The sequence below is a fragment of the Xanthomonas sp. 3307 genome, assembly GCF_014199735.1.
Taxonomy (GTDB): Bacteria; Pseudomonadota; Gammaproteobacteria; order Xanthomonadales; family Xanthomonadaceae; genus Xanthomonas_A; species Xanthomonas_A rydalmerensis.
In genome coordinates this window covers 376,950-402,082 of record NZ_JACHOG010000001.1, presented here as the reverse complement: position 1 = coordinate 402,082, position 25,133 = coordinate 376,950, and the positions used below count along the sequence as shown (strand labels likewise).

Here is a 25,133-nt window from a genome sequence, read left to right as displayed (position 1 = left end):
GTGCCTGGTAGCGGTTGGGGTTGTTGAAAGCGCAGGGCTTTCAAGCGCCAATAAAGTGCCGCATTCGACCCAAAGCGGAGACCGGCTGGCCCGGGCCCGTGCGAACACGATTCTATCTAGCGCTATACATAGCTAGTAGCTTGACAATTGCGTTATGTCGGTGGGCCAAATCCCGAACGGCTTGCTAAGCTAAGGTGCGCCAGTTTATGAGGCGCACGTACGTCAGCTAGAGCCGCTAGGTTACGCCGTTGTGATGCATCAGATCTTGGCGGGGACCGCCATTGTTACGTTGAAATCAGGACATAAGAATTGATGTCACGGCAGATTGGTAATTTTGATGTTGGTCCCAGCCGAGACGGCGACCAGTTTCATTACTCGCGCGCGTCCCGCCTTTGCCTGGAGCTTCTCGAAGCATCCTCCGACCTCAAGGTCGTGTCCGTTGAAGGAATTTCAAAGCAGGACTCCGTCAACGCGGGCATCGAGTCCATCGACCTCGCGCTCTACTACGGCAGTAACAGCCTGCCTACGGCGCGGCTAGTGCGCTATCGCCAACTCAAGCATTCGACGCTCCACGCCGACAAGGAATGGACCGCAAGTGGCCTGCGAAAGACGCTTAAGGACTTTGCTGACCGCTTTACGGCGTTGGTCGGCGAGTTCGGTATCCAGTACGTCTGTGCACGGTTTGCTTTCGAGTTCGAAACCAACCGCCCACTCTCATCCCGTGTAGATCAAGCCCTAGAGGACCTGAGGCAGGGTGCGCAAGGGCGCGACGCCCGCTATATCAGCCGCGTGACGGGGCTGGCGTCTGCCGACCTCCAGGCGTTTGCCTCCCTGTTCCAGCCGATCACGCGCGTTGAGGGATTTCTCGAGCAGCGTGCGTTACTGCACCGTGACCTGCGAGCCTATCTCCCGGATAACGACAAGGATGCGGCGATCGCGCTACGCGAGCTCGTCGCACGTAAGGCAACGTCTGAATTCAAGTCCAATCATGAGATCCGCCGTGAGGATGTCTTGGACACAATCGGCGTCCGCCTAGACGACCTGTTCCCGGCGACGAACGTTCTCGAATCGCCTCCGTTCGTCGTGCCCCGAGCTCAGTTGCCGGATCTGATCAAGACGATCATCGAGTCGCCGACACCGGTCATCGTGTCTGCTGATGGCGGCTACGGCAAATCCGTCGTCGCCACCCAGATAGGCGACGCGCTACCGGGCATTGCTTTCGTCTATGACTGCTTCGGCAATGGCGGTTACCGAAGTGCTACCGGCCTGAGGCATCGCGCCAAGGATGGGCTGGTCCAGTTAGCCAACGAAATGGCCGTTAAGGGTCTGTGCCACCCGCTGATCCCAACACCTAAAGCGGACGACGCTGCTTATGTGCATGCCTTCCTGGCGCGGGTGGCCCAAGCCAGCGTCGCAGTACGGAGTCAGGTGACCGATGGGTACCTCGTTTTAATCCTAGACGCGGCGGACAATGCGGAGACGGCGGCCGAAGAGTTCCACCACCCGCCCAGCTTCCCGCGTCTGCTGCTCGCCGAGTCCTTTCCCGATAACGTTCGGCTGGTGCTCACCGCGCGCCCTCATCGGATCGACAAGCTCCAGCCGCCGCCGGGCTTGGTTCGCTTTGTCCTCGATGGGTTCACCGAGAAGGAGACTGGGGATCTTCTCAAGACCCGTTTTCCGGACGTGCGGGAGGTGGACATTCGGGAATTTCACCGCCTGACATCGCGCAATCCACGTGTGCAGCGTACAGCTCTGGACCTGGCCCCGGCCGCGCCCTTGGAGACGGTGCTGCGCAGCCTGGGCCCATCGCCTCGTACGGTCGACGACACAATCGGCGACCTACTGGAGCGAGCCGTAGAACATGTTCGACATGTTGCAGCAGCGGTCGAGCGGCTTCAGATCGACCGCATCTGCGCGGCCCTCGCTACGCTACGTCCGTTCGTGCCGGTCAGAGTCATCGCCTTAACAGCGGATGTTGACGAGGGGTTGGTCCGGAGCTTCATCCATGACCTAGGCCGACCGCTACTGCTTCGTGGCGACTCCGTACAGTTCAGGGACGAGCCGACGGAGACGTGGTTCCAAGAGCAGTTCAGACCCAGCCACGAGGAGCTCGAGTCATTCGTTCGCCGCCTGAAGCCGCTCGCGCGGGAAAGCCGCTACGCGGCGTCCGCGCTTCCCGCGCTGATGCTGAGCACGGATTGCTTCGATGAACTGGTTCGACTCGCACTGGACGACGACGCACTGCCTGAGAATGACGAGATCGCCCGGCGTGACGTCGAGTTGCAGCGGCTGGAGTTTGCGACACTCGCCGCGCTTCGAGCGCGCCGGTACGCCGATGCCGCCAAGCTTGCATTGAAGGCCGGCGGGCGGGTGGCGGCCGACACCCGCCAGCAGACGCTCCTAAGCGGTAATGTGGATCTCGCATCGCGGTTTCTGGATAGGGATCAACTACTGGAGCAGGTCTCCAGGCGCCAGATTGTCGGCGGTAGCTGGACAGGCTCTGAGCATGCCTATGAGGCCGCGCTACTCTCAGGACGGAAAGGCTTGGAGGGCGAAGCGCGTACCCAGCTGCGCTTTGCCTATGACTGGCTCGGCCATTGGTTGCGGAACCGGGAGGAGGGAGATCACGGAACCTCGGTCGAGGACAAGGACATCCTCGAGTTGGAGTGGGCGGAGCTGAATGTCCATGGTCCGACCCGGTGCGCTGTCCAGTTGCGGCGATGGCGGCCGCGTGAGCTCTCCTATCGCGTGGGTCGGCTGCTCGCAAGGCGTCTGGTTGACGGAGCACGGTGGGCGGATGCTGATGCCCTGGCCTTGGCAGCCCGAAATGATATTGGGCTGATCCTCGCGATCGCTGACGAACTAAGGGTCGTCGAGCGGCATGTGCCTAAAGCCGCCGCTGCACGCACCATCTGCCTGCTCCTTCATTCACGAGTCAAACTCGACGCGCCGGACAACTGGCGAGGCGAGGGTACGCGACTTGGCGCGGTTGCGTCGATTATCGATACCGCACGGCACTACCGATTGGTGTCAAAGAGCGCGCTCGCTGGCCTCCTGCGTCGCTATCTGTCTAAAAGCGCGCCTCGCGCTCTCGAATCGGAACACTTCAACGATGATCGGTTTGTATACCTAAGGGCATATGCGCTGCTGGCAACGCTCTTGAGTAAGCCTCTGACGCTCGAATTCATTTATGGAGCAAAGCGCAAGTCGCGCAAAAAATCTACGAACGATAATCGCTTCGGCGGACGAGGATTTGAGAACCTCAAGGTGTTGTTGCTGTGGCACGAGCTGAGCGTGAAGGTCCGTTCCGGCGCGATGCTCAAAGAAGGATTTGAGGCCGCATTGACGGCGGCGCTGGAACATTGGGCCCGCCACCAGCGCCACGTTCACCAGGACTGGTCCGCGACGGCGGACGAGGTCGCACGGCTGTGGTCTGAATGCATTGTTCTGCTTGGCGGAGACGGGGCGCTCTGGGCGAGCCTAGCGCGATGGCAGGAGGGCCTACGGATTCCCCTTTTTATTCCGACCTTGGCAGATCTCGCGCGCCGCGCGGCATTGACGAGCGGCCCCCCAGGCACCGTTCTATCTTTTACCAATAAAGCTCGGGGCCGGATCGGAGAGGATGCCGAACTCGCTGAATCCATGGCCGACAGCTTCGTGCTTCTTGCTCGAGCCGCGCTGGGGGCTAGCGAAGATGAGGCCCTGCAGTACTTCAATGAGGCCGTTCGTGTCGCCAGCAAGATCGGGCAGGAGAACCTCGAGCGATGGCATGCCCTCTTGCACCTGAGCGATGCCTGCGCCGTGGATAGGGCCGATGACCCGCAGCTTGCGTATCGATTCGCCCGTGCCGCTGAGCTAACACGATCACACGTCGATCGCGACAAGCACTTCGATTGGGAGCACACGGTTGAGGCGATCGCCACGCTGTCGCCGCGCACAGCGCCGGCGATCATGAGTCGGTGGCGTGATCGTCGATTCGGGGAGCCGGAGCGTTTTTTCCCCAAGCTTGTCGAGGTTCTGTGTAAGCGGGGCGACCTGGATGCCCGGGACGCGGCAGCCCTTATCTGCTTCGAAGGCTCTTGGGATTGGCCGGGCCTGATCGGTGCCTCGCTCGAGGTGGCCGAGAGCAGCGTCGAGAAGAACAAGCTTCTGGCACAATTTTATCGATACCTGCGCTTCTCTGTGAGTTCCAGAACCCGCCTGAAAGAGTTCGCCGATGCGGTCCAGGCACGAGCGCTGAACGCGCAGCCTTTCCGCGAATTGGAAGAGCGTGCTAGACGGTCTGAATCGGATCACGACTCGCGCGAAGCGCCATTGACGAGCGCGCGCAAGTCCAGTAAGGACTGGGGCGCGGTTTTTGCAGGTATCGATCTCGGCAGCGCCTCAGGTCTTCTTGAGAGCCAAGCGCGAATGCCAGATGGCCGCTTGGGGCGCTGGCGCGGGGAGTGGGTCGACGAAGCTATGGCTCGCGTGCCCGCGGGAAGAGAGCGTGCATTTGTCGAAAGCCTTGAGGCGGTCGGCGACTGGAACCCCTATGCTATCGGCGAGCTTCTGAAGAACATCCCCGCGACTTGGGAGGATCGGCTTGCGGCGCGACAAGCCTTGGCGTCGTTCGTTCGGCGCATGGCACGTGACTATGCGACGTCACTCGGGATCAGCCGCCACTATCAGTCCTTGTCCTACGATCTCGTTTTTGAGAAGACCGGTGTCACGCGCCAGGAGCTTTTGCGGGGTGCACTGGAGGCAATCGCTGAGACGAGCTTGCCAAGCACGTCCCACGGATTGTTCCAGCTCGTCGCTGTCCTAGCTCAATTCCTGGGCCCCGTCGAAGCGCGATCCGTGTTGGGCTATGGCCTTGAGCATTTGGAGGAGACGCTAGGTAACGAGCAGGGCGATGGGCCATGGAACCCGCGTTTGGCACCCGCTGGGGGCTGTCGTGCGAGCGTCGCAGGCTACATCTGGGCTAGCCTCGGGGCCGTTGAGTCGAGCCGCCGATGGCAGGCAGTTCACGCGGTCAGAGCGCTGTGCCTATTGGGTCGCAAAGAGCTCTTGGCGGAGATTCTCGCGTTCGCGACCGGTGGCGAGGCGTCAGCCTTTACTGACGCAAGCTTCCACTTCTATCAAATGCACTCAATCCAGTCGCTGTTGACCGCCCTTGACCGCGCTTCGCGTGAAAGCGGGGATGTTGTCGTGTGCCATGCCGCCTGGTTGGGGTCGTTGGCGTTGCGGCAAAACCGCCATGTAGTCTGCCGCGGTATAGCGGCCCGCGCCCTGTTGGCCCTGGCTGATGGAGGCCATGTGACGATTGATCCTGTAGCGCGCGATGCGCTAGTCCGGATCAATGCGTCCACGCTTGCGACGCAGTTTTCCGCTCACCACACCCGACCGCATCGTAGCCCGCCTGGTTCGGAAGACGCACGCGAGTTCAACTTCGGCTATGACTTCTCGCGTAGTTGGATCGAGTCGCTGGCACGGTGCTTTGCGATAAGCCCTGGGGAGATCGAGGCCGCCGCGTGCCGAGTTATCCGCGAAGACTGGGGGTTGCAGGAAAACGGCCATTACGATCGGGATGTGCGTGCCAAACGCGGCTACTTCAAGGGGGACGCTAGGCGTCGCGGCAGTGGAATGGGCGGACAGGACAGCCTCTCGCTTTACCTTTCCTACCATGCGGTGATGGAGACCGCTGGGCAGTTGCTGGAGACCCATCCGCTTCATGAGGAGCCGGGGAATTCATGGGGATCATTTTCCTATTGGCTCGAGCATATGGCCTCACTCGACGCGAAGGGCGACTGGCTTGCAGATCGCAGGCAGATGCCACCAGTAGATGCAATAGAATTCCCAAGAAGAAAAAAAGGCGCTTGGCCTATCCCCACAACAAAAAACTATGCGCTCTCGCGCCTCATGGCCCGCACCGGTGCTGTCGTGGTGGCAGGCCAATGGACTCAGTACGACGGGCGCAACAGCGAAAAGCTTAGCGTAGTAAGCGCATTGGCGTCTCGGTCCCATGCTGCCGCACTGTCCCGGTCCTTGGCGACGACGCGAAATCCATACGACTATGCGATGCCTGAATTTGGGGACAGCCATGAGATCAGTCACGGCGACTTCGTGTTAGAAGGATGGGTGATGGAGACAGGCGCAGAGTCCGGCGCCGATTCGGATGATCCGTGGGCCGCTGGATTGGCTCGACGCTTTTTGGATCTCGCCGGACCCGTGGCAGCCAAACTCGGGCTTGTCCATGACGAAGCCTCTGGTACTTGGCACCAGAATGATGGAAAGTGCGTAGCCTGGACCGAGCGGTGGGGCGACGGGGCTGACGATGAGCGCGAGCGAGCACCGAGAGGAGAGCGCCTCGTTGTTGATAGACGATTTCTGCAGACGGCAATCGGTCGACAGGAGCGAACGCTGATCCTTGAGGTTACTTGCCATCGCAACGTGGTGCCTTTCAACTACGAAAGCTGGAGTGACGATGCCGAAGAAGAGCACTCGACAACGATCATCACGATCGAAGAAGCCGGAGCTCCCTGTATTGTCGGTCGCAACAATCGCCCTCGGCGAAAAGCTCGTCGCCGAACTAAAGCTCGTTGATTCGACCGACACGCTCGCGCGATGGATGGCGCATTACGTCGCTGAGCTTATGCTGCGTGCTGAACACGCTGCTCTGTCCGATCGTGATGAGGCACGGCAAGCGTGTGCGAGCGCTATTCTGGATTTATGGGGGCATGCGCGGGCCTTCCCCGCAAAAAGTTCTGCTTTCGAGTCCATTGATCGAGTCATCGAGACCATCGGCTCCCTGCACCCGGACGGTGGAGCGTATTACCGCAACGATCTCTGGCGCGCCCTTGATGCACGTGCAGATGAAGGGGACAGTGAAGTCGAGAAGCTTTTGACGTTAGCCCTTGGAATCGATGGTGCGGCGCGCAACCTAATTCACCATGTCCTTGCGCAAGCGTCGCGTGCAGCGGGGCGAGACAGTGCGGAGTGGTTAGAGTTGGCCCAGCACCTGGACGAAGAAGATCCCCTCACCGGACTTCGGATCAGGATCGTCAGGATGGGGAAGGATGAAGCGCGGCTTAAAGAGCATCGCATAGAGCAGCTAGAAAAGCGCATCGCGCAGCTCGAGTACTTTGCGTTGGCCACTCAAACGCTCAAGAAGAGCATTATGGAATCGTTGGAGGCTGCTAAAGCCGCCAGCCGCGTGCCCGACGAGGAGCGTGAGAGGTCAAGCGAGTAAGTGACGTGCGCACGCCACCCGCGTTGATACTGTCCGGTGGATAAATCATATAGCCGGGCTCGAAAGCGACGCCCCCCCCGGGGAGCGCGGTAGTCAACTCGAAAGTTTCGCGGCTCTGGAAGGCATCCTCCATCCGGATTTTCGCTTCGTTGAAGTGGTACTGGCTGAACTCACGTCGGTCTCCTATGGTTCGGCGGCACTGGTTGAACGTTCGCAACTGGTCTTCGCCGATCAAGCGATTCACGTGCCCACGCAGTTCACTTAAATCCCACTTCATTCACGCTCCTTCAGGCCGTTGGTCCGACCGCTCGGTGTCGGCGTGACAGTATGCTTTGTCGACCGGCCATCGATAAAACCGAACGTCAGGCCACCGTCAATCTCTCACGGGCCGGTTGGACCTCTTTAATTCGGTTCAGGACTTCATCAGCAAGGTCGGGGTCGAAGTCGCCAGCAATCATCACCATGACCTGGACGACCATCGAAGCAACCGCTTCGGAGTGATCGAGGACCATGCGAATGTCTTGCTCGGGAAACGCCGGTCCGATGCCATGGCCCAGTGTGTACGCTCCAACCATCTGAATGCCCGTATGGGTGAAGCTGTGGAACTTGTCCCAGGCCGCTTCGTATTGCTTGGTGAACATCGGGAACTGGTCGAACGGAGCATGCTGCTCAATCTCTTGGGCCAGATTGCGCTTCGGCAACTTGTCGGAGTCTATGAATGTTTGAGTTTCGGTGTCCGTAGCGCAGAAGGCCATCCACGTCCCGCGCTTGAGTGCATCGTTCATCGGGCGAAGCAAGGCGAACGCGGGGCCAGCAAGTTCGCTGTCGTGATAGTGAAAGAGCGACGTAATTGCAGTAGCGTGGTCAAATGCTAAGCGCAACTGAGCCCAGGCGATGCGCAGCTTGTTGGACACCCCTGCCGGCAGTGCAAGCCGAGATGCCTGTTGGCCGACGGCGTTGAGCGTGCGCGCGATGTGTCGGGCGTAGTCCGGGGTCGAAATGGCCTCCATGCGATCTCAGATCTCCAGTAGTCGGTCGGTGTTGGCGCGATCTTCTGCACTGAACGTGGAGCCGTGATAGCGCTCCATCCAAGCCATCATGGCCGTGATCATGCTATGGGCAATCACGCGAGCTTCGAAGAAGCCGACGGGTAGGATTACGTTGAAGACCATGCCGGCCTGAAGCGCCAGCTTCGCGTGCTCTTCCATCAAAGCACGAAGCTGTTTGAGTTCCATATAGGGACCCAAGGCGGCGTCACTGCCGTTTGGACACAGCAACTGCAATCCTTCAATCGTGGGATGTGTGGCCAGCTTAGAAAATTTGGAGTAGATGGTGCTGCGTTTACTGGGCCCCTTGCCCATCGCGTCGTCCAATGCCTTCCTTACCTTCCATGGCTTGAACGTGTCGTTGCGAGTGCGCTCGTCGCCAGTGCGCCACACTTCCATCAGCTTAGGCCTCAAGCGGAAGAATTCCACCAGGCCGACGGTCTCAATGACATCGCGCTGCACCATAGCTGCTACTTGGAAGTAGCCCGAGGCAATGAGCTTCCACGCCGCGCCCATGTCGTTGAATACGCGAGCTCCCAGTTGGAGAACGGCGCGCTGGTCGTCGGTAGTGCTGGGTCCATGCTGCATCGTGTAGTGCAGCAGATCCATGGCCTTCTCAGTGACGGCGACGTGGTCTTTGAGATCTGTATGTTCGGCGATCCAGCGCAGGGCAATTTTGCGGAGTTGTTCTTCTTGAGCATGAAGCCCTAGGAGGTTGGTAGGTAGGGTCATGCGGTGTGTTCCTCTAAATGCCAAAGGTGGCCCGCGCGGCATGGGCGCTACATCGCATTCGGGTAACTCTCTACGGCCGGAGCCGCTGGAGCTCCAGCAGGTTCAGTAGCAGGTTAGCGACTTCTTGGGCGGCCTCCACCCATTCCTCGTCGTCGCCCGGATAGGGTTCTTGCAACGGGTCTTCCTTGCCGCCGTGGAAGAGGTTGTTGCGCACCCGCCGCATAGCGACCACCAGCGCTTCGGCGTCGTTGTACGGCAGGGGGCTGTCCTCATAGTTCACGCTCCAGGTGCCGTCGGCGGCCACTCGCACGAACTGTATCTGCGGCCGGTTGCGCGCTCCGCCCAGCAGCTTGGCCCGTGTTGGCCTGGACACTAGGTCGAGGAAGTCCGCTGATTGCAGCGCGGCCACCGCGCGATCTAAAGCCGGCCAATCCGCCTTCGCTTTTGCCCGCTGGTTTCTCAGTGGATTGGCATCAGCCGCCAGAAAACCCGGCGTGCGCTTCAGATTGAACTCCAGCATCCCGAAGGCGCGGAGCAGGGCGAAGGCGCTGGCGTCGGAGACAGACATGGCCACATCGTAGCCGAGGGTTGCATCGCGATGCGTAGCCAATCGTACAGGACTGGGGCAGGTACAGAGAATTGGTGGGGTTTAGCAAGCTGACGCAGTCCTTGGGAGTGGGCTGTGCCACGTTGGGGCGGTAAGCTGGCCGCTGGGACAGCCACAACCAAACAGGGGAACACTTGGACGCGAACACCCGTCAGCTCAAAGCCATCTTCGATCCCAGCGTGAACTTCCAGGTGCCGCTTTTTCAGCGGCCCTACGTGTGGGCGGAGGACGAGAACTGGAAGCCGTTGTGGGAAGACATTCTGGTGCTGCTGGATAGGCATCTGCGCACCGGGGCTGCCCACGCCCACTTTCTGGGCGCCATCGTGTTGGAGCAACTGCCTAACCCGGCCGGCTCCGTGGAAGCACGTCAGGTTATTGATGGGCAGCAGCGTTTCACCACGCTACAACTGTTCTTGATGGCGGCACGCAACCTGGCGGCAGAGCACGGTGCCGAACGCTACGTGGGGCGCTTCACGGGCCTGGTGGAGAACGACGACGACCTAGTGGAAGACCCCAGCGAGAAGTTCAAGCTATGGCCAACCAATAGTGACCGCGCGGCGTTCAAGGCCATCCACGCCAGTTCGAGCTTATTAGATCTGGACAAGGCGATGAAAGGCAAGCCCGAGCTCGCCCGCAGCAACCTCGTCGGCGCTTACGGCTACTTCCACGTCCGTTTGTCCGAGTGGTTGAGCGGCCAGCTTGACGACGTTGATTACACGCCCGAATTAGTCAGCAAGACGGTCCACGATCGCTTGGAGACGCTTTGGCAGGTGGTGAATCGCGGCCTCCAGCTGGTTGTGATCAACCTCGACAAGGATGACGAGGCGCAGGTCATCTTCGAGACCTTGAATGCCCGCGGTACCGAGCTGCTGCCAGCCGACCTTATCAAGAACTACCTATTCCGCAAGGCATTGCTCCAAAAGGCAGATGTGGAGGCGCTCAACGACGAGCATTGGACGCGCTTTGAAGGCGGGTTCTGGCGGGAAGAGGTCAAGCAAGGTCGCATCACGCGGCACCGTATCGATCTCTTCATCAACCACTACCTAACCCTGATGATCCGGGACGAGGTAAAGACCTCGCACCTGTTCAACGCCTTCAAGGCTTTTGTGGAGCACGGCGTTCCGGTTCCCGGATCCCTCATCCCGGTGCCCGCGGACGCGGATGGCCACATCCGCCAGCTATCCCGCTACGCCGATGTCTTCGAAGCCTTCCACCGACCCGACGACCACCCGGCCCTGGCCCGGTTCCTGCGCAACCTTGAAGCGGTGGACACCACTACCGTTTACCCATTCTTGCTGCACGCCTACGCCGAACTCATGCCAGACGATCATGCCGAGTTCGACAAGGTGCTGGCGGTTCTCGAATCCTTCCTCATGCGCCGGCTCATCACTAACTACACGAGCAAGAACTACAACCGCCTGTTCGTGGATCTCGTCAGGGCGGTGGAGAAGGGCGGCAGTCTGACGGCCAAGGCCGTGGCCGAGCATCTGGGCAAAGGGGCAGGGGAGAGCACAAAGTTCCCAACTGATACGGAGCTACTGACCGCGGTGTTCGAATGGCCGCTCTACGGTCGCATCGCCCAATACAAGGTTCGCGCGGTCCTGGAAGCACTGGACACGGCGGCGCAGTCCGCCAAGAGCCCAGTGCTGGCCATTCCCGGAAATCTGACCATCGAGCACGTGTTGCCGCAGACGTGGCAAACACACTGGCCGTTGCCGGCTGAGGCGAAGGTGGACTCGGTGGCTGAAGAAAAGGCCATCGCGCGGCGCAGGCTGATGCTTAACACCTTGGGCAATCTCACGCTCATCACCGGCTCATTCAATTCGTCCCTGCAGAACGCGGCTTGGTTATCTAAGCGGCCCGAGCTGTTGAAGTATTCGAAGATCAACCTGACTCAGTATTTCCACGGACCCGAAGCGGACGACTGGAACGAGGACGCCATTCGCAAGCGCACTGAGCATCTGTTTGGGTTGTTGCTCAAGGTGTGGCCGGACGCCAGCAAGGTCACCGCATAGGAGAAGAGCAGTGCGGACCCCGTATGTGCCCCATGTGTTCGGAGAGGAGGTGGAGTGCAAGCTCCGCAGCCGAATGGGTTGGCTTTCTGCGGCGGTGGTAAGTTCCATACCTTGGCCGAAGAAGGACGTGTGGATCAAGTACGCCGGGGACGATTTCATCCTGCGCGGCACAGAGAACGGACAACAATCCACCGCTCCAGCAATCACCGTGCCAGGAACCTCGCAGCGAGTTGAAGATGAACTGGCCAAGGTCTATCGCCTGACCTCCGTTCTGGGGTGGTTCTTGAACGGCTACGTGGATGTGGTGGAAACCATCCAAGGCAGCCACCCCATGGGATTTGGCGTGCAGATGCGACAGGCCTATTCCGAAGTGGGCCAGCTCGGAGATCGGGGTTTTGATTGCAATCACATGCCGATCATCGAGTCGGAGAATATGCGCATTGCGCTGGCGTTCTGGCGTGAGGGGCAGCGCCTGACAAGGGTCCACGACAGCTATGCGTTCCTGAGCTACTTCAAGGTGATTGAATCGCAGTACCAACAAGGCACCGACCGCGCGGATTGGTTTGCTCGCCACGTGGATCTAATGACGGGCGCGGCGGGAGCTCGAGTGTCCGAGTTGCGTGCGGATGGCGTGGATGTGGGGCGGCACCTCTATGACAGCGGGCGGAATGCTGTGGCGCATGCATCCTTCGGTGGCGGCATAGTAGATCCGGACATCCCGAAGGATCGCCGGCGGATCGCGGCGGACTTGGTCCTGATACGGGAACTGGCAAGGCACTACATTGCCAGCGAGTTGAAGGTGCCGACAGCAAGGGAGCTTTATCGAACCCGCAATCGCATTGAGCCTTGGGAGTCGCTGATTGACGAGTCAGTAGTCTCCGTATTGAAGGCTGGGGGTACTCCTGAAGGGCATTTGGGTTTGGATGGGTTGGCCGTGGCCCTCAGCCTATGGCCAGATGGCTCCATGCCAGGCTTGAGCCGACTCATCATGAGGGTTGATGCGGTACATGAAGGAGTCGCGAGGGTGCTTCTCTTCAATGACCGCATGACTATGATGTTCGCTTTCGTGATTGACTTCCAGAAAGGAAAGGTTCATACAAAGTTGAATAGCAGCGGTTTACTGCAGAATGACCACCACAGCCCAACCGAGGATGACGTTCGCGAGTTCTACACCGTGTTCCATCGCGTGATTGGAAATGCTGTGGTGGAGCTTCGCATTGACGGTCTTGAGCCGGTGGACTGTGAGGTGGTCATCCCTGTGAACATCATCCCCAGAAATCCCGAGGAAGCTGTGGCAGAGGCTGTCGAAGCCTTTCGTCGGGCGAATGCACAAAGGCCGGAATGATCAAGGAGAGCGGCGTTGTGTCCTGCGGCAAGAAGGGAGAGTCGATGTCTACGCCGTCGACGAGTTCATCTGCGAATCATAGGTTAATTTGCGCAGCTGCTAGTTTGGGGGCGGTAGATGCCAAGCGGGTGCATCGCCAAGGATTTGTCCACTGAAGAATATCCTTGGGTCTTCAAGTAGAGGCTCTGTAGTTCGGATCGCTGGATCTGCAGTCTCATCCACGGTCCACGATGCACTTTCGGCGGTATGGAGAAGAAGATAGTGAGTCGTCAGAACAGCGATTTTTGACTTGAAGTCGAATGAGCAAACTCTCTCGCGTATGCGTTGGCGGCGAAGATCAGATGTTGCGCTATCGCGCTCAGCGTCAACTACGACGTGGGCTGCCCCCAAGGTGCATCCTTCCAACTGCGCATCGATCTCGGCGAGTTTTGATCCAAAATGCCTAGATCGAGACCTCATTGACTCTTCATTGATGGTATCCCAGCTGCAAAGAGCAATGGCATCAAAGGTATCAATATATCTCGGATCAAGCTCGTGGCTTTGACCACATGCGCCGAACAGAACACGTTGAGATGGAACAATGGACCCGGTGAACAGCCTAAATAGCTTGGGTCCCACAAGAATCGCTCCTATTGCGGTATCTTCTACAACTGCTGCAAGGTTGCCTTGCCGAATAGTTCCCCTTGCAAGCTCGTCCTCCCATTCGTAGCTGTTGCTGCAGTCGTCAATCGCAATCTGCATGCGTTCTGCAAGGTACATGTCTGGAATGGATGAGAGTTCAGCTTTGAACGTAACGTCTAGATACTTGAAGGCAGCAGCAGTATTGACCTTGTCGCAAGCAGGAAGGAAAAGCTGCCGCACTCTATCCGATTCCTTTTCTTCATACGCTCCAGGCCGTAATCTCTTGCATTCGATCTTAATGCATCCTTCGTCAAAGATAAGCTCGAGGTCTGGTGTCTTATGGTGGCTCTCCGGAATGAACCTAACTCTGAAACCTTCCAGTAGGTAGCGAGCTGCCAACGCAAGTTCCAGCAAGGTTCCCTCAGGATGCTTGTTTTTGGCGTTTAGGAACTCTTTTGCTCTTTGCTCCGCGCCTTCAGTGAAGTAGAGCTTCCTCAATGCCATGCCCATCAGCTTCATGAAAGGAATCACTCGAGGGGCAAGACGAGCGTCAAAGAAGCGCCTGTCCTGAACCAAGGCAGTGGCCTGCAGGAGGAGGCCTGCGGTCATATCATTGGGTGGCAGTAGATCCATCGGTGAGGGCCACAGAATTGAGCTAGCTGAAGGGACGGATGCCTTCAGGAAGTGAGCCTTCGCGGCCTCAATTCGATCGGTCAATGACGGTCCCGCAACGTGATGCATCCAAAGCAGCGCCCTCCCGACCTCTTTGTCCAATTCAATGGGTATTTCCATGTCCTGGGCCTGCTGGAGCTGTAGCCTATGATAGCCATCTGGGTCTTGGTGGGATGGTAAACGCACCTTCGGCCGATATGTCTGCTTACTACCGCGGATTAGCTATCTCTCCGACGGGTGGCTCGCGTGTGTTGCAATTCAGTCGAAAGATCCCGTCAAAGCGTTCCAAAAGCGACATAAGCCATGCCATCATGGCTCATATTTAGCCTTATTCAATTGATTGTAAAGGATTTTATTTGGTTGGTAGTGATGTTTGGTGGTTAGAGCCGTTTTGATTTTTCGTAGTTCCTGGGATGCAAATCGACCCCGGTAAGCCAGTGCGCTTATCGGGGTTTTCTTTTATGCGGGTGTTTCCCTTGCTGACGGCATGACATCTGTCTTCTGTCTGTAGCGGACGTACACGATAGGCGAAGGGCACCAGGGTGCTCGAAAGCTCGCGTACCGATGCGGCCCTTGCGCCCCGCGAATCCGAAGCCGTGCCTGCCGAAGGGCGCTCGTACTGGAATGCCGCGTACATCGCGTCGGCTGGGGGGCGTCGCGATGCCGACGTCGGGCGGGCGGTGCGGATGTGAATTGCGTTCGAAGACGATGAGGGCGATCTGTTCGCTGCGGCAGCCGGCAGTGTCGATCGCAAATCCCGTTTCGACCATGTCGTGATCGGGCAAGTTGGTGCGCAAGATCTCGATTCATAGGTCTTCGGTTGCACTGCCATGCGCGCCAATGTGATCGATTGGCTGACTGGCGAGCCGAAGCTTCAGCGCGCCGCGCGAATTCCATCACGTTGATGCGGCCATCGGCGCCACAGGCGTTGTGCCCTGCAGCATGGGTCGTCGTGCAGTGCGTCTTGCAAAACAGCGATTCACTCCTCTATGGTGCAATCGATTGAATCGCGGCGATTCATCAGCGTTTGACACCGGTTGGGAGGCCGGAAGGTGGATGTCTATCCATTCGAACGGACCGGCGCCGGCCTCGGGGTTCACGCGGCGAGACGCGCTGCGCATGGCGGTCGCCGGGAGCCTTGGCCTTGGGGCGGCGGGCATGCTGCCGGCACGTGCGGCTGCCACGCCGCTCAAGGGCAACCTGAAGCAGTCCGTCGCCCGCTGGACGTTTCCGCAGCTGTCGACCGCACAGCTATGCCAGGTGGTGAAGGGCATGGGGTTCGCCGCCATCGATCTGGTGGGCCCGGCGGATTGGCCCACGCTGAAGGCGCATGGCGTGTACAGCGCGATGTGCAACGGTGCGGAACTCGGCCTGGACAAGGGCTTTGCCGGCAGCCAGTTCCACGATGAGCTGGTCGAGCGCTATACGCGGCACATCGACCTGGTGGCCGATGCCGGCTATCGCAACCTCATCTGTTTTTCCGGCAACCGCAATGGCATGGATCCGCAGGACGGCATGGCCCACGCCGAAGTCGGACTCAAGCGCATCCTCGGGCACGCCGAGAAGCGCGGCGTCGTGCTGGTGATGGAGCTGCTGAACTCCAAGGTCGATCACCCCGACTACCTGTGCGACCACTCTGCCTGGGGCGTCGAGCTGTGCCGGCGGATCGGCTCGGACCATTTCGGCCTGCTGTACGACATCTACCACATGCAGATCATGGAGGGCGACATCATCGCCACCATCGGCAAGCATCACGCGTGCTTCAAGCATTACCACACCGCCGGCGTACCGGGCCGGCACGAGATCGGGGACGCTCAGGAGCTCCACTATCCCGCCATCTGTCGCGCGATTCGCGATACCGGTTTCGATGGCTATCTGGCGCAGGAATTCGTTCCTACCACGCCGGATCCCGTCGGCTCGCTGCGCGAGGCGATCCGCCTCTGCGACGTCTGAAACGCTATCCACCCAGGTGAAGTAGAACCCATGGCAGACAATCATTACGACGCCATCGTCGTCGGCTCGGGAATCAGTGGCGGTTGGGCGGCGAAGGAGCTGACCGAGAAGGGACTCAAGGTGCTGATGCTGGAACGCGGCCGCAACATCGAGCACGTCAAGGACTACGTCAACGCGATGAAGGAGGCGTGGGATTTCCCGCACCGCAACCGCCCGACCCAGGCGATGAAGGCCGACTATCCGGTGCTGATGCGCGACTACGCTCTGGTCGAGAACCTGCAGGGCATGTGGGCCAACGAACAGGAATCGCCCTACACCGAGATCAAGCGATTCGACTGGTTCCGCGGCTATCACGTGGGCGGTCGCTCGCTGATGTGGGGACGGCAGAGCTATCGCCTGTCGGACCTGGATTTCGAGGCGAACCTCAAGGACGGCATCGCCACCGATTGGCCGATCCGTTACGCCGACATCGCGCCGTGGTACGACCACGTGGAGAAGTTCGCCGGCATCGCCGGCACGCGCGAGGGACTGGACGTGTTGCCGGACGGCGAGTTCCTGCCGCCGATCCCGTTGAACATCGTCGAGAAGGACGTCGCCACGCGGATCAAGAAGGCCTTTGGCGGCACCAGGCACCTGATCCACTCGCGCACCGCGAACATCACCCAGCCCAAGGTCGAGCAGGGCCGGGTCAACTGCCAGTACCGCAACAAGTGCATCCTGGGCTGTCCCTTCGGCGCCTATTTCTCGACCCAGGCGGCAACGCTGCCGGCGGCGATGAAGACGGGCAACCTGACCTTGCGGCCATTCTCGATCGTCAAGGAGGTGCTTTACGACAAGGATCGCAAGCGTGCGCGCGGCGTGGAGATCATCGACGCCGAGAGCGGACAGACCTACCAGTACACGGCCAATGTCATCTTCCTCAACGCGTCCTCCTTCAATTCGACCTGGCTGCTGATGAACTCGGCCACCGACGTCTGGGACGGCGGCCTGGGGTCCTCGTCCGGCGAACTCGGGCACAACGTGATGGACCATCATTTCGGCGCCGGCGCCTCCGGCCGGGTCGAAGGCTATGACGACAAGTACTACTTCGGCCGTCGTCCCTGCGGCTTCTACATCCCCCGGTTCCGCAACGTCGCCGGAGACAAGCGCGGCTACCTGCGCGGCTTCGGCTACCAGGGCGGCGCCAGCCGCACCGGCTGGTCGCGCGAGATCGCCGAGCTGAACATCGGCGCCGATCTGAAGGAGGCGCTGACCGTGCCGGGCGACTGGCGCATCGGCATGACCGGCTTCGGCGAAATGCTGCCGCACCACGACAACGCGATTCGCCTGGACCCGCAACGCAAGGACAAATGGGGGCTGCCGGTGCTGGCGATGGACGTTGCCATGCGCGAGAACGAAAAGGCCATGCGCAAGGACATGGCCGCCGACGCCGCCGAGATGCTGGAGGCGGCCGGCGTCAAAGAGGTGAAGATGCACGATGCCGACTACGCGCCGGGCAAGGGCATCCACGAGATGGGCACCGCGCGCATGGGCCGGGACCGCAAGAACTCCGTGCTGAACCAGTACAACCAGGTGTGGGACGCGCCGAACGTCTACGTGACCGACGGCGCCTGCATGACCTCCAGCGCCTGCGTGAATCCCTCGCTGACCTACATGGCGCTGACCGCGCGTGCCGCCGATCATGCCGTGCGCGAACTGAAAGCGGGGAACCTGTGATGGAACGTCGCGAACTGCTGAAGATGATCTTCGCCGCCACGGGCGCGGCCATGGTCGGCCTGCCCGCGCTCGCCTCTGCACAGGCGCCGGCCGCCGGGGCGAAGGCCCTGTTCTCCGCCGTCGATATCGGCATGCTGGACGAGATCGCCGAGACCATCCTGCCGCGGACCAAGACGCCGGGGGCCAAGGACGCCGGCGCCGGCGCGTTCATGGCGAAATTCGTCACCGACTGCTACACCCCACGGCAGCAGTCGACGTTCCGCACCGGCCTGACCGAGATCGACAAACGTGCCGGCGGTCGATTCGTGTCGCTCACGCCACAGGCCCGCACCGAGTTGCTGCGCGCCCTGGATGCGGAAGCCAGGACACACGTCGTCGACGTGACCGACATCGGCACCGCCGAAGCGGCGGACGCGATGCCGCATCCCTTCACGATGCTCAAGCAGCTGACCATCTTCGGCTTCTTCACCTCCAAGGTCGGCGCGACCGAAGTGCTGCGCTACGTCGCCGTGCCGGGCCGCTTCGAAGAGGTGACCTATGTTCCCGGCACGCCCGCCTGGGCAACCAGCTGATGGACCGCCACGCTCCGCTATTCCTCCCTTCCCTGGAAACACGATGACCAGACCCCTGCTGATGGCGGCCTGCCTGCTGGCCGCGGCGCCTGCGTTCGCGCAGGCCGACGGCGACCCCGCACGCGATCCGACCAAGACCGAAGTGTGGAAGCCCGTGCCTGCTGTCGTGGCCACGCCCCCGGGCAGCGCGCCCTCGGATGCGATCGTGCTGTTCGACGGCAAGGATCTCTCGGCCTGGGAGTCGGAGCAGGGCGGACGCGCGCCCTGGCTCGTCGCCGACGGTGCGATGACCGTGGTGCCGGGCAGCAAGGGCATCCGCACCAAACAGCGCTTCTGCGACATCCAGTTGCACGTCGAGTGGCGCACGCCCACCGCGACCCGCGGATTCGACGGCCAGCAGCGGGGCAACAGCGGCATCTTCCTGCAGGAACTGTACGAGTTGCAGGTGCTCGACAGCTACAACAACCCCACCTATGCCAACGGCCAGGCCGGTGCGATCTACAAGCAGGCCATTCCGCTGGTGAATGCCTCGCGTGCGCCGGGCCAGTGGCAGGTGTACGACATCATCTGGAAAGCGCCCCGCTTCTCGCAGGGCGGCGGACTCACGTCGCCCGCCCGCATCACCGTCCTGCACAACGGCGTCCTGGTGCAGGACGACACCGTGCTGTCGGGCAAGACCGAGTACATCGGCGCGCCGTCGTACGCGCCGCATGCATGCGCGCCGCTCCTCCTGCAGGAGCACGACTCCAAGGTCAGCTACCGCAACATCTGGGTGCGCGAGCTGTAGCGCCGGCGCGCCGTCGGCGCCGGTCGCCTATTGCGCCAGGAAGCTGGCGAGGTCGTCGACTTCCTGTTGGGACAGCTGCGAAAAGGGGGGCATCAAGCCGCCGCCGTTGCGGATCTTCTCCTTGATCTGCGCAGGCTGCAGGCGCTTGCCCACGTCGGTCAGTGCGGGGAACGTGGGCGGGACGCCTGCGCGATTGGCGCCGTGGCATGCCGTGCAGTGGGTCGCGTAGAGCTGCGCGCCGGCCGTCGGGTCGTCCTTGGACCATGCCGTGGGCGCAAGCGTCGTCCCCAGCAGCACCACGGCCATCGTCAGGATCGTTTTCAAGCGGGCCTCCTTTGTGGACTAACGCGGCGTGGCGGCGGGCAGGTGTTCGCGCAGGTACGCCGCCCCGGTCTTGACGACGGTGGCCGGATCGCGCGGTTGGTCGTGCTCGATGATGTACCACTGCACGCCGCTCGCCGCCGCGGCAGGCAGGATCGCGCTCCAGTCCAGCACGCCCTGGCCGACGGCGGCGAAGCCCCCTTCGTCTTCGGCCTGGCCTTTCGGTGCATTGTCCTTGGCGTGGACCGCGAACATGCGGCCCTTGAACTTGCCCAGCATCGTCGCCGGGTCGTAGCCCGCGCGCGCGACCCAGGCCAGGTCCAGCTCGGTCTGCAGATCGGGGCCGGCCGCGGCGAACAGCAGTTCCAGGCCGGTCTTGCCATCGAAGTCGACCAGTTCGAAGTCGTGGTTGTGGTAGGCCAGACGCATGCCCTTGGCGCGCGCCCGCGTCGCGAGCTGGCCCAGTTCCTTGCCCAAGGCGGTCCAGCCTGCGGCATCGGTGGGCCGATCCTTCTGGTCCAGGTAAGGCACAACCAGCGTCGTGTTGCCGATCGACCGGTTGAAGGCCACCGCGCCGTCCAGATCCTTGCGCAGATCGGCCAGTTGCACGTGCGAGGAGATCGCCTTGATCGCATACTTGTCCAGCAACTGCTTGAGTTCCACTGCGCCGACGTTCTGCGTACCGACCGTTTCCACCGCGCCCACGCCCGCGTCATGGACGATCTTCAACTGTTGGTCGAGCGAGCCGGCGTTGCGCAGCGTGTACATCTGCACCGCGATGGGTGGCTGCGGGCCGGCGGCGTCGCGTGCGAAGGCGGGCAGGGCAGCCAGGAGCAGCAGTGCGAGGGTTGCGGTTCTGCGTGTCGGTATGTTCATCAGGAAGTCCTCCCGGGAGTCAATCGATGGATGTCCAGCCGCGTGTCCTGGCCGATGTGATGACGCGATCGACGATCAGCGCCGAACGCAGCCCGTCGTCGAAGGTGGGCAGGCCTTCCGGCCGCTCGCCGTCGATGGCGCGGTAGGTGTCGGCGACGAACGCCTCGAAGCAATCGCCGTAGCCCTGCGCGTGCCCGGCGGGCAGCGTCGCCAGCCGGCGTTGTTCGGCGCTGCCGGCGCCCGGCCCGCGCACGAACACTTCCTCGCGCTGGTTCGGCCGGCCGATCCACAGGCGTTCGGCGTCCTCCTGGTCGAACGCTACGCTGGCTTGCGCGCCATCGATCTCGAACCAGAGGCGATTGCGGCGCCCCGCCGAGACCTGGCTGACCGTCAACGAGGCCAGCGTGCCCGCGCCGGTTCTGAGCATCGCCATGGCCACGTCTTCGCTGGAGACCGCCTGCATCGCGCCGCCCGCCGCCGGCGTGGTGAAGCTCTGCCCGGTGTTGGTGCCGCGCTCGGCGATCACGGTCGCGAACGCTGCGCTGACCTCGGCGAAGCGCTCGCCGCTGACCCATTCCACCAGGTCGCACCAGTGCGAGCCGATGTCGGCGAACACCCGCGACGCGCCGCCCAGGGCCGGGTCCACGCGCCAGTTGTTGCTGGCCGGGTCCAGCAGCCAGTCCTGCAGGTAGCTGCCGTGGATCAGGCGCAGCGGCCCCAGTTCGCCCTGGGCGATGCGGACGCGCGCCTCGCGGATCACCGGGTGGTAGCGGTAGACGAAGGGCACCGTGGCGACCAGTCCGGTCGAGCGGGCCAAGGCCGCCAACGCCCGGGCGTCGTCCAGCGTCGTGGCCAGCGGCTTCTCGCAGATCACGTGCTTGCCGGCGTCCAGCGCCGCCTGCGCCATGGCGCGGTGCAGATGGTTGGGCGTGCAGACGTGCACGACCTGCACCTGCGGATCGGCGACCACCTCCTCGAGATCGCGATAGGCGCGCGGGACGTCCCACGACTGCGCCACGTCGCGCGCGCGCTGCGGGGACGAGGCGGCGACGCCGCGGACCGCGGCACCGGCCAGCAGGGCCGCGCGACGGTGCACGGCGCCGATCATGCCGGTGCCGACGATGGCGATTCCAAGCTTGGGCATCGGGGGGTTCCTCAAGGCGCGGAAGGTGCGGCCGCGACGGCGGGCCGGTCGCGGAACAGCAGCAGGAAGGCGATCAGCACGAGCAGCGCGACACCGGCCGGGAACAGCCAGATCCGCTGCCAGTCCGGGCCCGCCGCGGTGGTGTAGTGCTCCACCACCGCGCCGGACAGGAACGTACCGATCAGCATGCCCACCCCGTAGGTGGCCAGGGTGATGAAGCCCTGCGCACTGCTGCGCGCGGCGGGGCCGGCATGCGCATCGGTGTAGATCTGGCCGGTGACGAAGAAGAAGTCGTAGCAGATGCCGTGCAGCACGATGCCGATCACCAGCAGGGAAAAGCCGCCGCCCGCATCGCCGAAGGCGAACATCGCGTAGCGCACCACCCACGCCGCCATGCCCACCGCGAGCATCGTCTTGACCCCCAGCCGCACGAACAGGAACGGCATGGCCAGCATCAGCAGGACTTCGGACACCTGGCCCAGCGATTGCAGGCCGGCCGCACCGCGCACGCCCAGATCATTGAGGTAGGGGTTGGTGAAGTTGTAGTAGAACGCCAGCGGAATGCAGATGGCGATGGACGCCAGGAAGAACACCAGATAGGAACGCGACTTCAGCAGCCGCAGCGCGTCCAGCCCCAGAATCTGCCCCAGCCCTGCATCGCGCTGTTGCGCCAGTGGCGGCGTGTGCGGCAGGGTGAAGGCATACAGGCCCAAGGCCAGCGACGCCATCGCCGCCATCCGGAACGTCAGTTCGAGCTGATGCGCCTGTTCCCAGCCCAGCCAGCCGATCAGCACGCCGGCCACGATCCAGCCGACGCTGCCGGCCACGCGTACTGGCGGAAACTGCTTTTCAGGCGATTGCATGTGCCGCATCGCCACGCTGTTGGCCAGTGCCAGCGTCGGCATGAACAGCAGCATGTAGCCCATGACGCAGGCGAAGAACACGCTGAAGGTCGTCGCCGTGGACGCCAGCCACATGAGCACCGCACCGGCGAGGTGCAGCAGTGCGAGGATGCGCTGCGCCGCGAAGTAGCGATCGGCGATCAGGCCGACCAGGAACGGGGCGACGATGGCGCCGATGGACTGGCTGAGGAACGCCGTCGCCACCTGGCTCGCGCTGGCCTGCAGGGGGCCTTGCACCAGGTACGTGCCCAGGGTCACGAACCATGCCCCCCAGATGAAGAACTGCAGAAACATCATCGCGCCCAAGCGCGACATGGTGTGCGTCATGGCGTCCCCTCCCAGGGCGGCAATGGCTCAGGTTCCCAGCATGCGCCGCAGCGAGTCCGGATCGGCGCCGCTGCCGGCGAAGTCGTCGAAGGCGCGTTCGGTCACGCGGATGATGTGGTCGCGAATGAACGCGGCACCCTCGCGTGCCCCATCTTCCGGGTGCTTCAGGCAGCACTCCCACTCCAGCACGGCCCAGCCCGGGAAGTCGTATTGCGCGAACTTGGAGAAGATCGCCTTGAAATCGATCTGGCCATCGCCGAGCGAACGGAACCGCCCCGGACGATCGATCCAGTCCTGGTAGCCGCCATAGACGCCGCTGCGCGCGCTGGCGCGGTACTCCGCGTCCTTGACGTGGAAGATGCCGATGCGCGCGTGGTAGCGATCGATGAACCCCAGATAGTCCATCTGCTGCAGCAGCAGGTGGCTGGGGTCGTACAGGATCTTGGCGCGGGGGTGGTGATCGACCATGTCGAGGAAGCACTCGAAGGTCGCGCCGTCGTGCAGGTCCTCGCCCGGGTGGATCTCGAAGCACAGGTCCACGCCGCAGGCGTCGAAGGCATCCAGGAGGGGGCGCCAGCGCCGACCGAGTTCGGCGAAGGCTTCTTCCACCAGCCCGGGCGGGCGTTGCGGCCAGGGATAGAAGTAAGGCCAGGCCAGCGCGCCGGAGAACGTGGCATGCGCGGTCAGCCCCAGGCGCTGGCTGGCCTTGGCGGCCAGCCGCAGCTGCTCCACCGCCCAGGCCTGGCGGGCGGCGGGGTTGCCGCGCTTGTCCGGCGGTGCGAAGCCGTCGAACAGGCTGTCGTAGGCGGGGTGGACGGCGACCAGCTGTCCCTGCAGGTGGGTGGACAGCTCGGTGATCTGCAGGCCGTGCCCGGCCAGCATGCCGGCGAGGTCGTCGCAGTACGCCTGGCTGTGCGCGGCCTGGGCCAGATCGAACAGGTGGGGCGCGCTGGTCGGGACTTGTAGGCCAGAATAGCCCAGGCCCGCGGCCCATTCGGCCAGCGTGTCCAAGCGATTGAAGGGAGGTGTGTCGGCGATGAACTGTGCCAGGAACAGCGCTGGACCCTTGAGCGTCTTCAACGTGATTCGCCCTCATGCAATCGATTGAATCATCCTAGCATGGGCCTCCCGCAAGACCCGTTGTGCACTGCACAGCAGCAACAAGAGCTCAGTTCATGGCGACCACCATCTACGACATCGCAAAGCACGTCGGCGTCACCGCGGGCACGGTGTCGCGGGCGCTCTCCCGGCCGGAAAAAGTCCTGCCCGCCACGCGCGCGCGCATCGAGCAGGCCGCCGCCGCGCTGGGCTATGTCCCCAACACGGTGGCCCGGACGCTGAAGACCCAGCGCAGCGGCAAGCTCCTGGTCACCGTCCCGGACATCGCCAATCCCTTCTTCGCCCAGATCCTGCAGGGCGCGGAGGACGCCGCGCAGGCGGTCGGCTACGCTGTGCTGCTGGGCGATACCCAGCACCAGCCCGACCGCGAGGAGCGCTACGCGCAGATGCTCCCACGCAACGAGGCGGACGGCCTGATCGTGCTGGGACATCGCCTGCCGCCGACGGCGCGTGAGATCGTCAAGCAGCAGGGCGCCGCCGCGCCGGTGGTCAACGGCTGCGAGTTCGACCCGGCGCTGGGGATTCCCAGCGTCCACATCGACAACGCGGCTGCCGCGCGCGCCGTGATGGAACACCTGTATGGACTGGGGCACGCGCGGATCGCCGTGGTGGGTGGCCCGCCCGATAATCCCTTGCATCAGCAGCGACTGGAAGGGGTCCGCGCTTCCGCCAAGGCACGCGGCCGTCTGCGCAACCTGACCGTCGTGCCGGGCGACTTCTCCGTCGAATCCGGCCATGCGGCGGCGATGGCGCTATTGGGCCGTACACCCGCGCCGACCGCGATCTTCTGTTTCAGCGATCAGATGGCACTGGGTGCCCTGGCGGCCTGCCGCGACCTGGGTATCCGCGTGCCGGACGACCTGTCCATCGTCGGCTTCGACGACCTGGCCTCGTCCAGTTACCTCACGCCGCCATTGACGACCATCCGGCAGCCCATGCGCGAAATCGGCGTCCGCGCGGTCAACCTGCTGCTCGCGATCATCGAAAAGGTGGACGTGCCGTTGCAGCAGACGCTGGATTTCAGCTTGATGGTGCGCGGGTCGACCGGTGCGCCGAGGGGGTAAATGACGGCGGGGATATGGGGCGATGCGCTTGATCGGTGCGCGCCGCCATTTCCGTGGCAGATGAGGGCATGGGGCTTCAGGCT

At 62.3% G+C, this 25,133-nt stretch carries 18 protein-coding genes; 9 read left to right on the top strand and 9 right to left on the bottom strand.

What is annotated here, in order from left to right:
* Positions 1-312: 312 nt before the first annotated feature.
* Positions 313-6,585: a hypothetical protein gene (locus GGR64_RS01715; RefSeq protein ID WP_184643578.1), complete on the top strand. Its 6,273-nt coding sequence runs from the start codon at positions 313-315 to the stop codon at positions 6,583-6,585.
* Complete coding sequence (avs3b, locus tag GGR64_RS01710) at positions 6,527-7,231, top strand: AVAST type 3 anti-phage proein Avs3b (protein WP_184643576.1); 705 nt, start codon at positions 6,527-6,529, stop codon at positions 7,229-7,231. Before GGR64_RS01715 ends, avs3b begins: the two co-directional genes overlap by 59 nt.
* Positions 7,232-7,593: 362 nt before the next feature.
* Here the strand turns inward: avs3b and GGR64_RS01705 are convergent, their stop codons facing one another.
* From GGR64_RS01705 to GGR64_RS01695, 3 genes are all read right to left on the bottom strand, one after another.
* Positions 7,594-8,241, bottom strand: coding sequence for a hypothetical protein (locus tag GGR64_RS01705; protein WP_184643574.1), 648 nt, complete (start codon positions 8,239-8,241; stop codon positions 7,594-7,596).
* A gap of 6 nt (positions 8,242-8,247) precedes the next feature.
* Positions 8,248-9,009: a hypothetical protein gene (locus GGR64_RS01700; RefSeq protein WP_184643572.1), complete on the bottom strand. Its 762-nt coding sequence runs from the start codon at positions 9,007-9,009 to the stop codon at positions 8,248-8,250.
* A gap of 70 nt (positions 9,010-9,079) precedes the next feature.
* Complete coding sequence (locus GGR64_RS01695) at positions 9,080-9,577, bottom strand: hypothetical protein (RefSeq protein ID WP_260302541.1); 498 nt, start codon at positions 9,575-9,577, stop codon at positions 9,080-9,082.
* A gap of 173 nt (positions 9,578-9,750) precedes the next feature.
* On the opposite strand from GGR64_RS01695, the gene GGR64_RS01690 reads away from it, so the two are divergent.
* Both GGR64_RS01690 and mauJ read left to right on the top strand, forming a co-directional pair.
* On the top strand, positions 9,751-11,631 hold the full coding sequence (locus GGR64_RS01690) for a DUF262 domain-containing protein (RefSeq protein ID WP_184643570.1): 1,881 nt from the start codon (positions 9,751-9,753) through the stop codon (positions 11,629-11,631).
* A 127-nt stretch (positions 11,632-11,758) separates the two neighbouring features.
* Positions 11,759-12,976 (top strand): methylamine utilization protein MauJ, encoded by a 1,218-nt coding sequence (gene mauJ / locus GGR64_RS01685; protein WP_184643568.1) that lies wholly within the window; start codon positions 11,759-11,761, stop codon positions 12,974-12,976.
* Between the two features lie 99 nt (positions 12,977-13,075).
* On the opposite strand, the gene GGR64_RS01680 is transcribed toward mauJ, so the two are convergent.
* Positions 13,076-14,389, bottom strand: a complete 1,314-nt coding sequence (locus GGR64_RS01680) for a hypothetical protein (protein ID WP_184643566.1) — start codon at positions 14,387-14,389, stop codon at positions 13,076-13,078.
* Positions 14,390-15,325: 936 nt separating this feature from the next.
* Here GGR64_RS01680 and GGR64_RS01675 point away from each other — a divergent pair.
* The 4 genes from GGR64_RS01675 to GGR64_RS01660 are packed head-to-tail and all read left to right on the top strand — an operon-like array spanning position 15,326 to position 19,297.
* Positions 15,326-16,222, top strand: coding sequence for a TIM barrel protein (locus GGR64_RS01675; protein WP_184643564.1), 897 nt, complete (start codon positions 15,326-15,328; stop codon positions 16,220-16,222).
* Positions 16,223-16,252: 30 nt separating this feature from the next.
* Positions 16,253-17,938 carry a GMC family oxidoreductase gene (locus GGR64_RS01670; RefSeq protein WP_184643562.1) on the top strand — a complete coding sequence of 562 codons (1,686 nt, stop codon included), beginning with the start codon at positions 16,253-16,255 and terminating at the stop codon, positions 17,936-17,938.
* On the top strand, positions 17,938-18,510 hold the full coding sequence (locus tag GGR64_RS01665) for a gluconate 2-dehydrogenase subunit 3 family protein (protein ID WP_184448694.1): 573 nt from the start codon (positions 17,938-17,940) through the stop codon (positions 18,508-18,510). Before GGR64_RS01670 ends, GGR64_RS01665 begins: the two co-directional genes overlap by 1 nt.
* Positions 18,511-18,553: 43 nt before the next feature.
* Positions 18,554-19,297 (top strand): DUF1080 domain-containing protein, encoded by a 744-nt coding sequence (locus GGR64_RS01660; protein WP_184643560.1) that lies wholly within the window; start codon positions 18,554-18,556, stop codon positions 19,295-19,297.
* Between the two features lie 27 nt (positions 19,298-19,324).
* Here GGR64_RS01660 and GGR64_RS01655 read toward each other — a convergent pair whose 3' ends face one another.
* The 5 genes from GGR64_RS01655 to GGR64_RS01635 are packed head-to-tail and all read right to left on the bottom strand — an operon-like array spanning position 19,325 to position 23,947.
* Positions 19,325-19,621, bottom strand: coding sequence for a cytochrome c (locus GGR64_RS01655; RefSeq protein WP_260302539.1), 297 nt, complete (start codon positions 19,619-19,621; stop codon positions 19,325-19,327).
* An 18-nt stretch (positions 19,622-19,639) separates the two neighbouring features.
* Complete coding sequence (locus tag GGR64_RS01650; protein WP_184643558.1) at positions 19,640-20,494, bottom strand: sugar phosphate isomerase/epimerase; 855 nt, start codon at positions 20,492-20,494, stop codon at positions 19,640-19,642.
* 19 nt (positions 20,495-20,513) lie between these two features.
* Positions 20,514-21,638 carry a Gfo/Idh/MocA family oxidoreductase gene (locus GGR64_RS01645; RefSeq protein ID WP_184643556.1) on the bottom strand — a complete coding sequence of 375 codons (1,125 nt, stop codon included), beginning with the start codon at positions 21,636-21,638 and terminating at the stop codon, positions 20,514-20,516.
* 11 nt (positions 21,639-21,649) lie between these two features.
* Complete coding sequence (locus tag GGR64_RS01640) at positions 21,650-22,867, bottom strand: nucleoside permease (protein WP_160970067.1); 1,218 nt, start codon at positions 22,865-22,867, stop codon at positions 21,650-21,652.
* A gap of 27 nt (positions 22,868-22,894) precedes the next feature.
* Positions 22,895-23,947, bottom strand: a complete 1,053-nt coding sequence (locus GGR64_RS01635; protein ID WP_184448689.1) for a sugar phosphate isomerase/epimerase family protein — start codon at positions 23,945-23,947, stop codon at positions 22,895-22,897.
* 95 nt (positions 23,948-24,042) lie between these two features.
* Between GGR64_RS01635 and GGR64_RS01630 the strand changes: the two genes are divergently transcribed.
* Positions 24,043-25,050 carry a LacI family DNA-binding transcriptional regulator gene (locus GGR64_RS01630; RefSeq protein WP_160970071.1) on the top strand — a complete coding sequence of 336 codons (1,008 nt, stop codon included), beginning with the start codon at positions 24,043-24,045 and terminating at the stop codon, positions 25,048-25,050.
* The last annotated feature ends 83 nt before the right edge of the window (positions 25,051-25,133 follow it).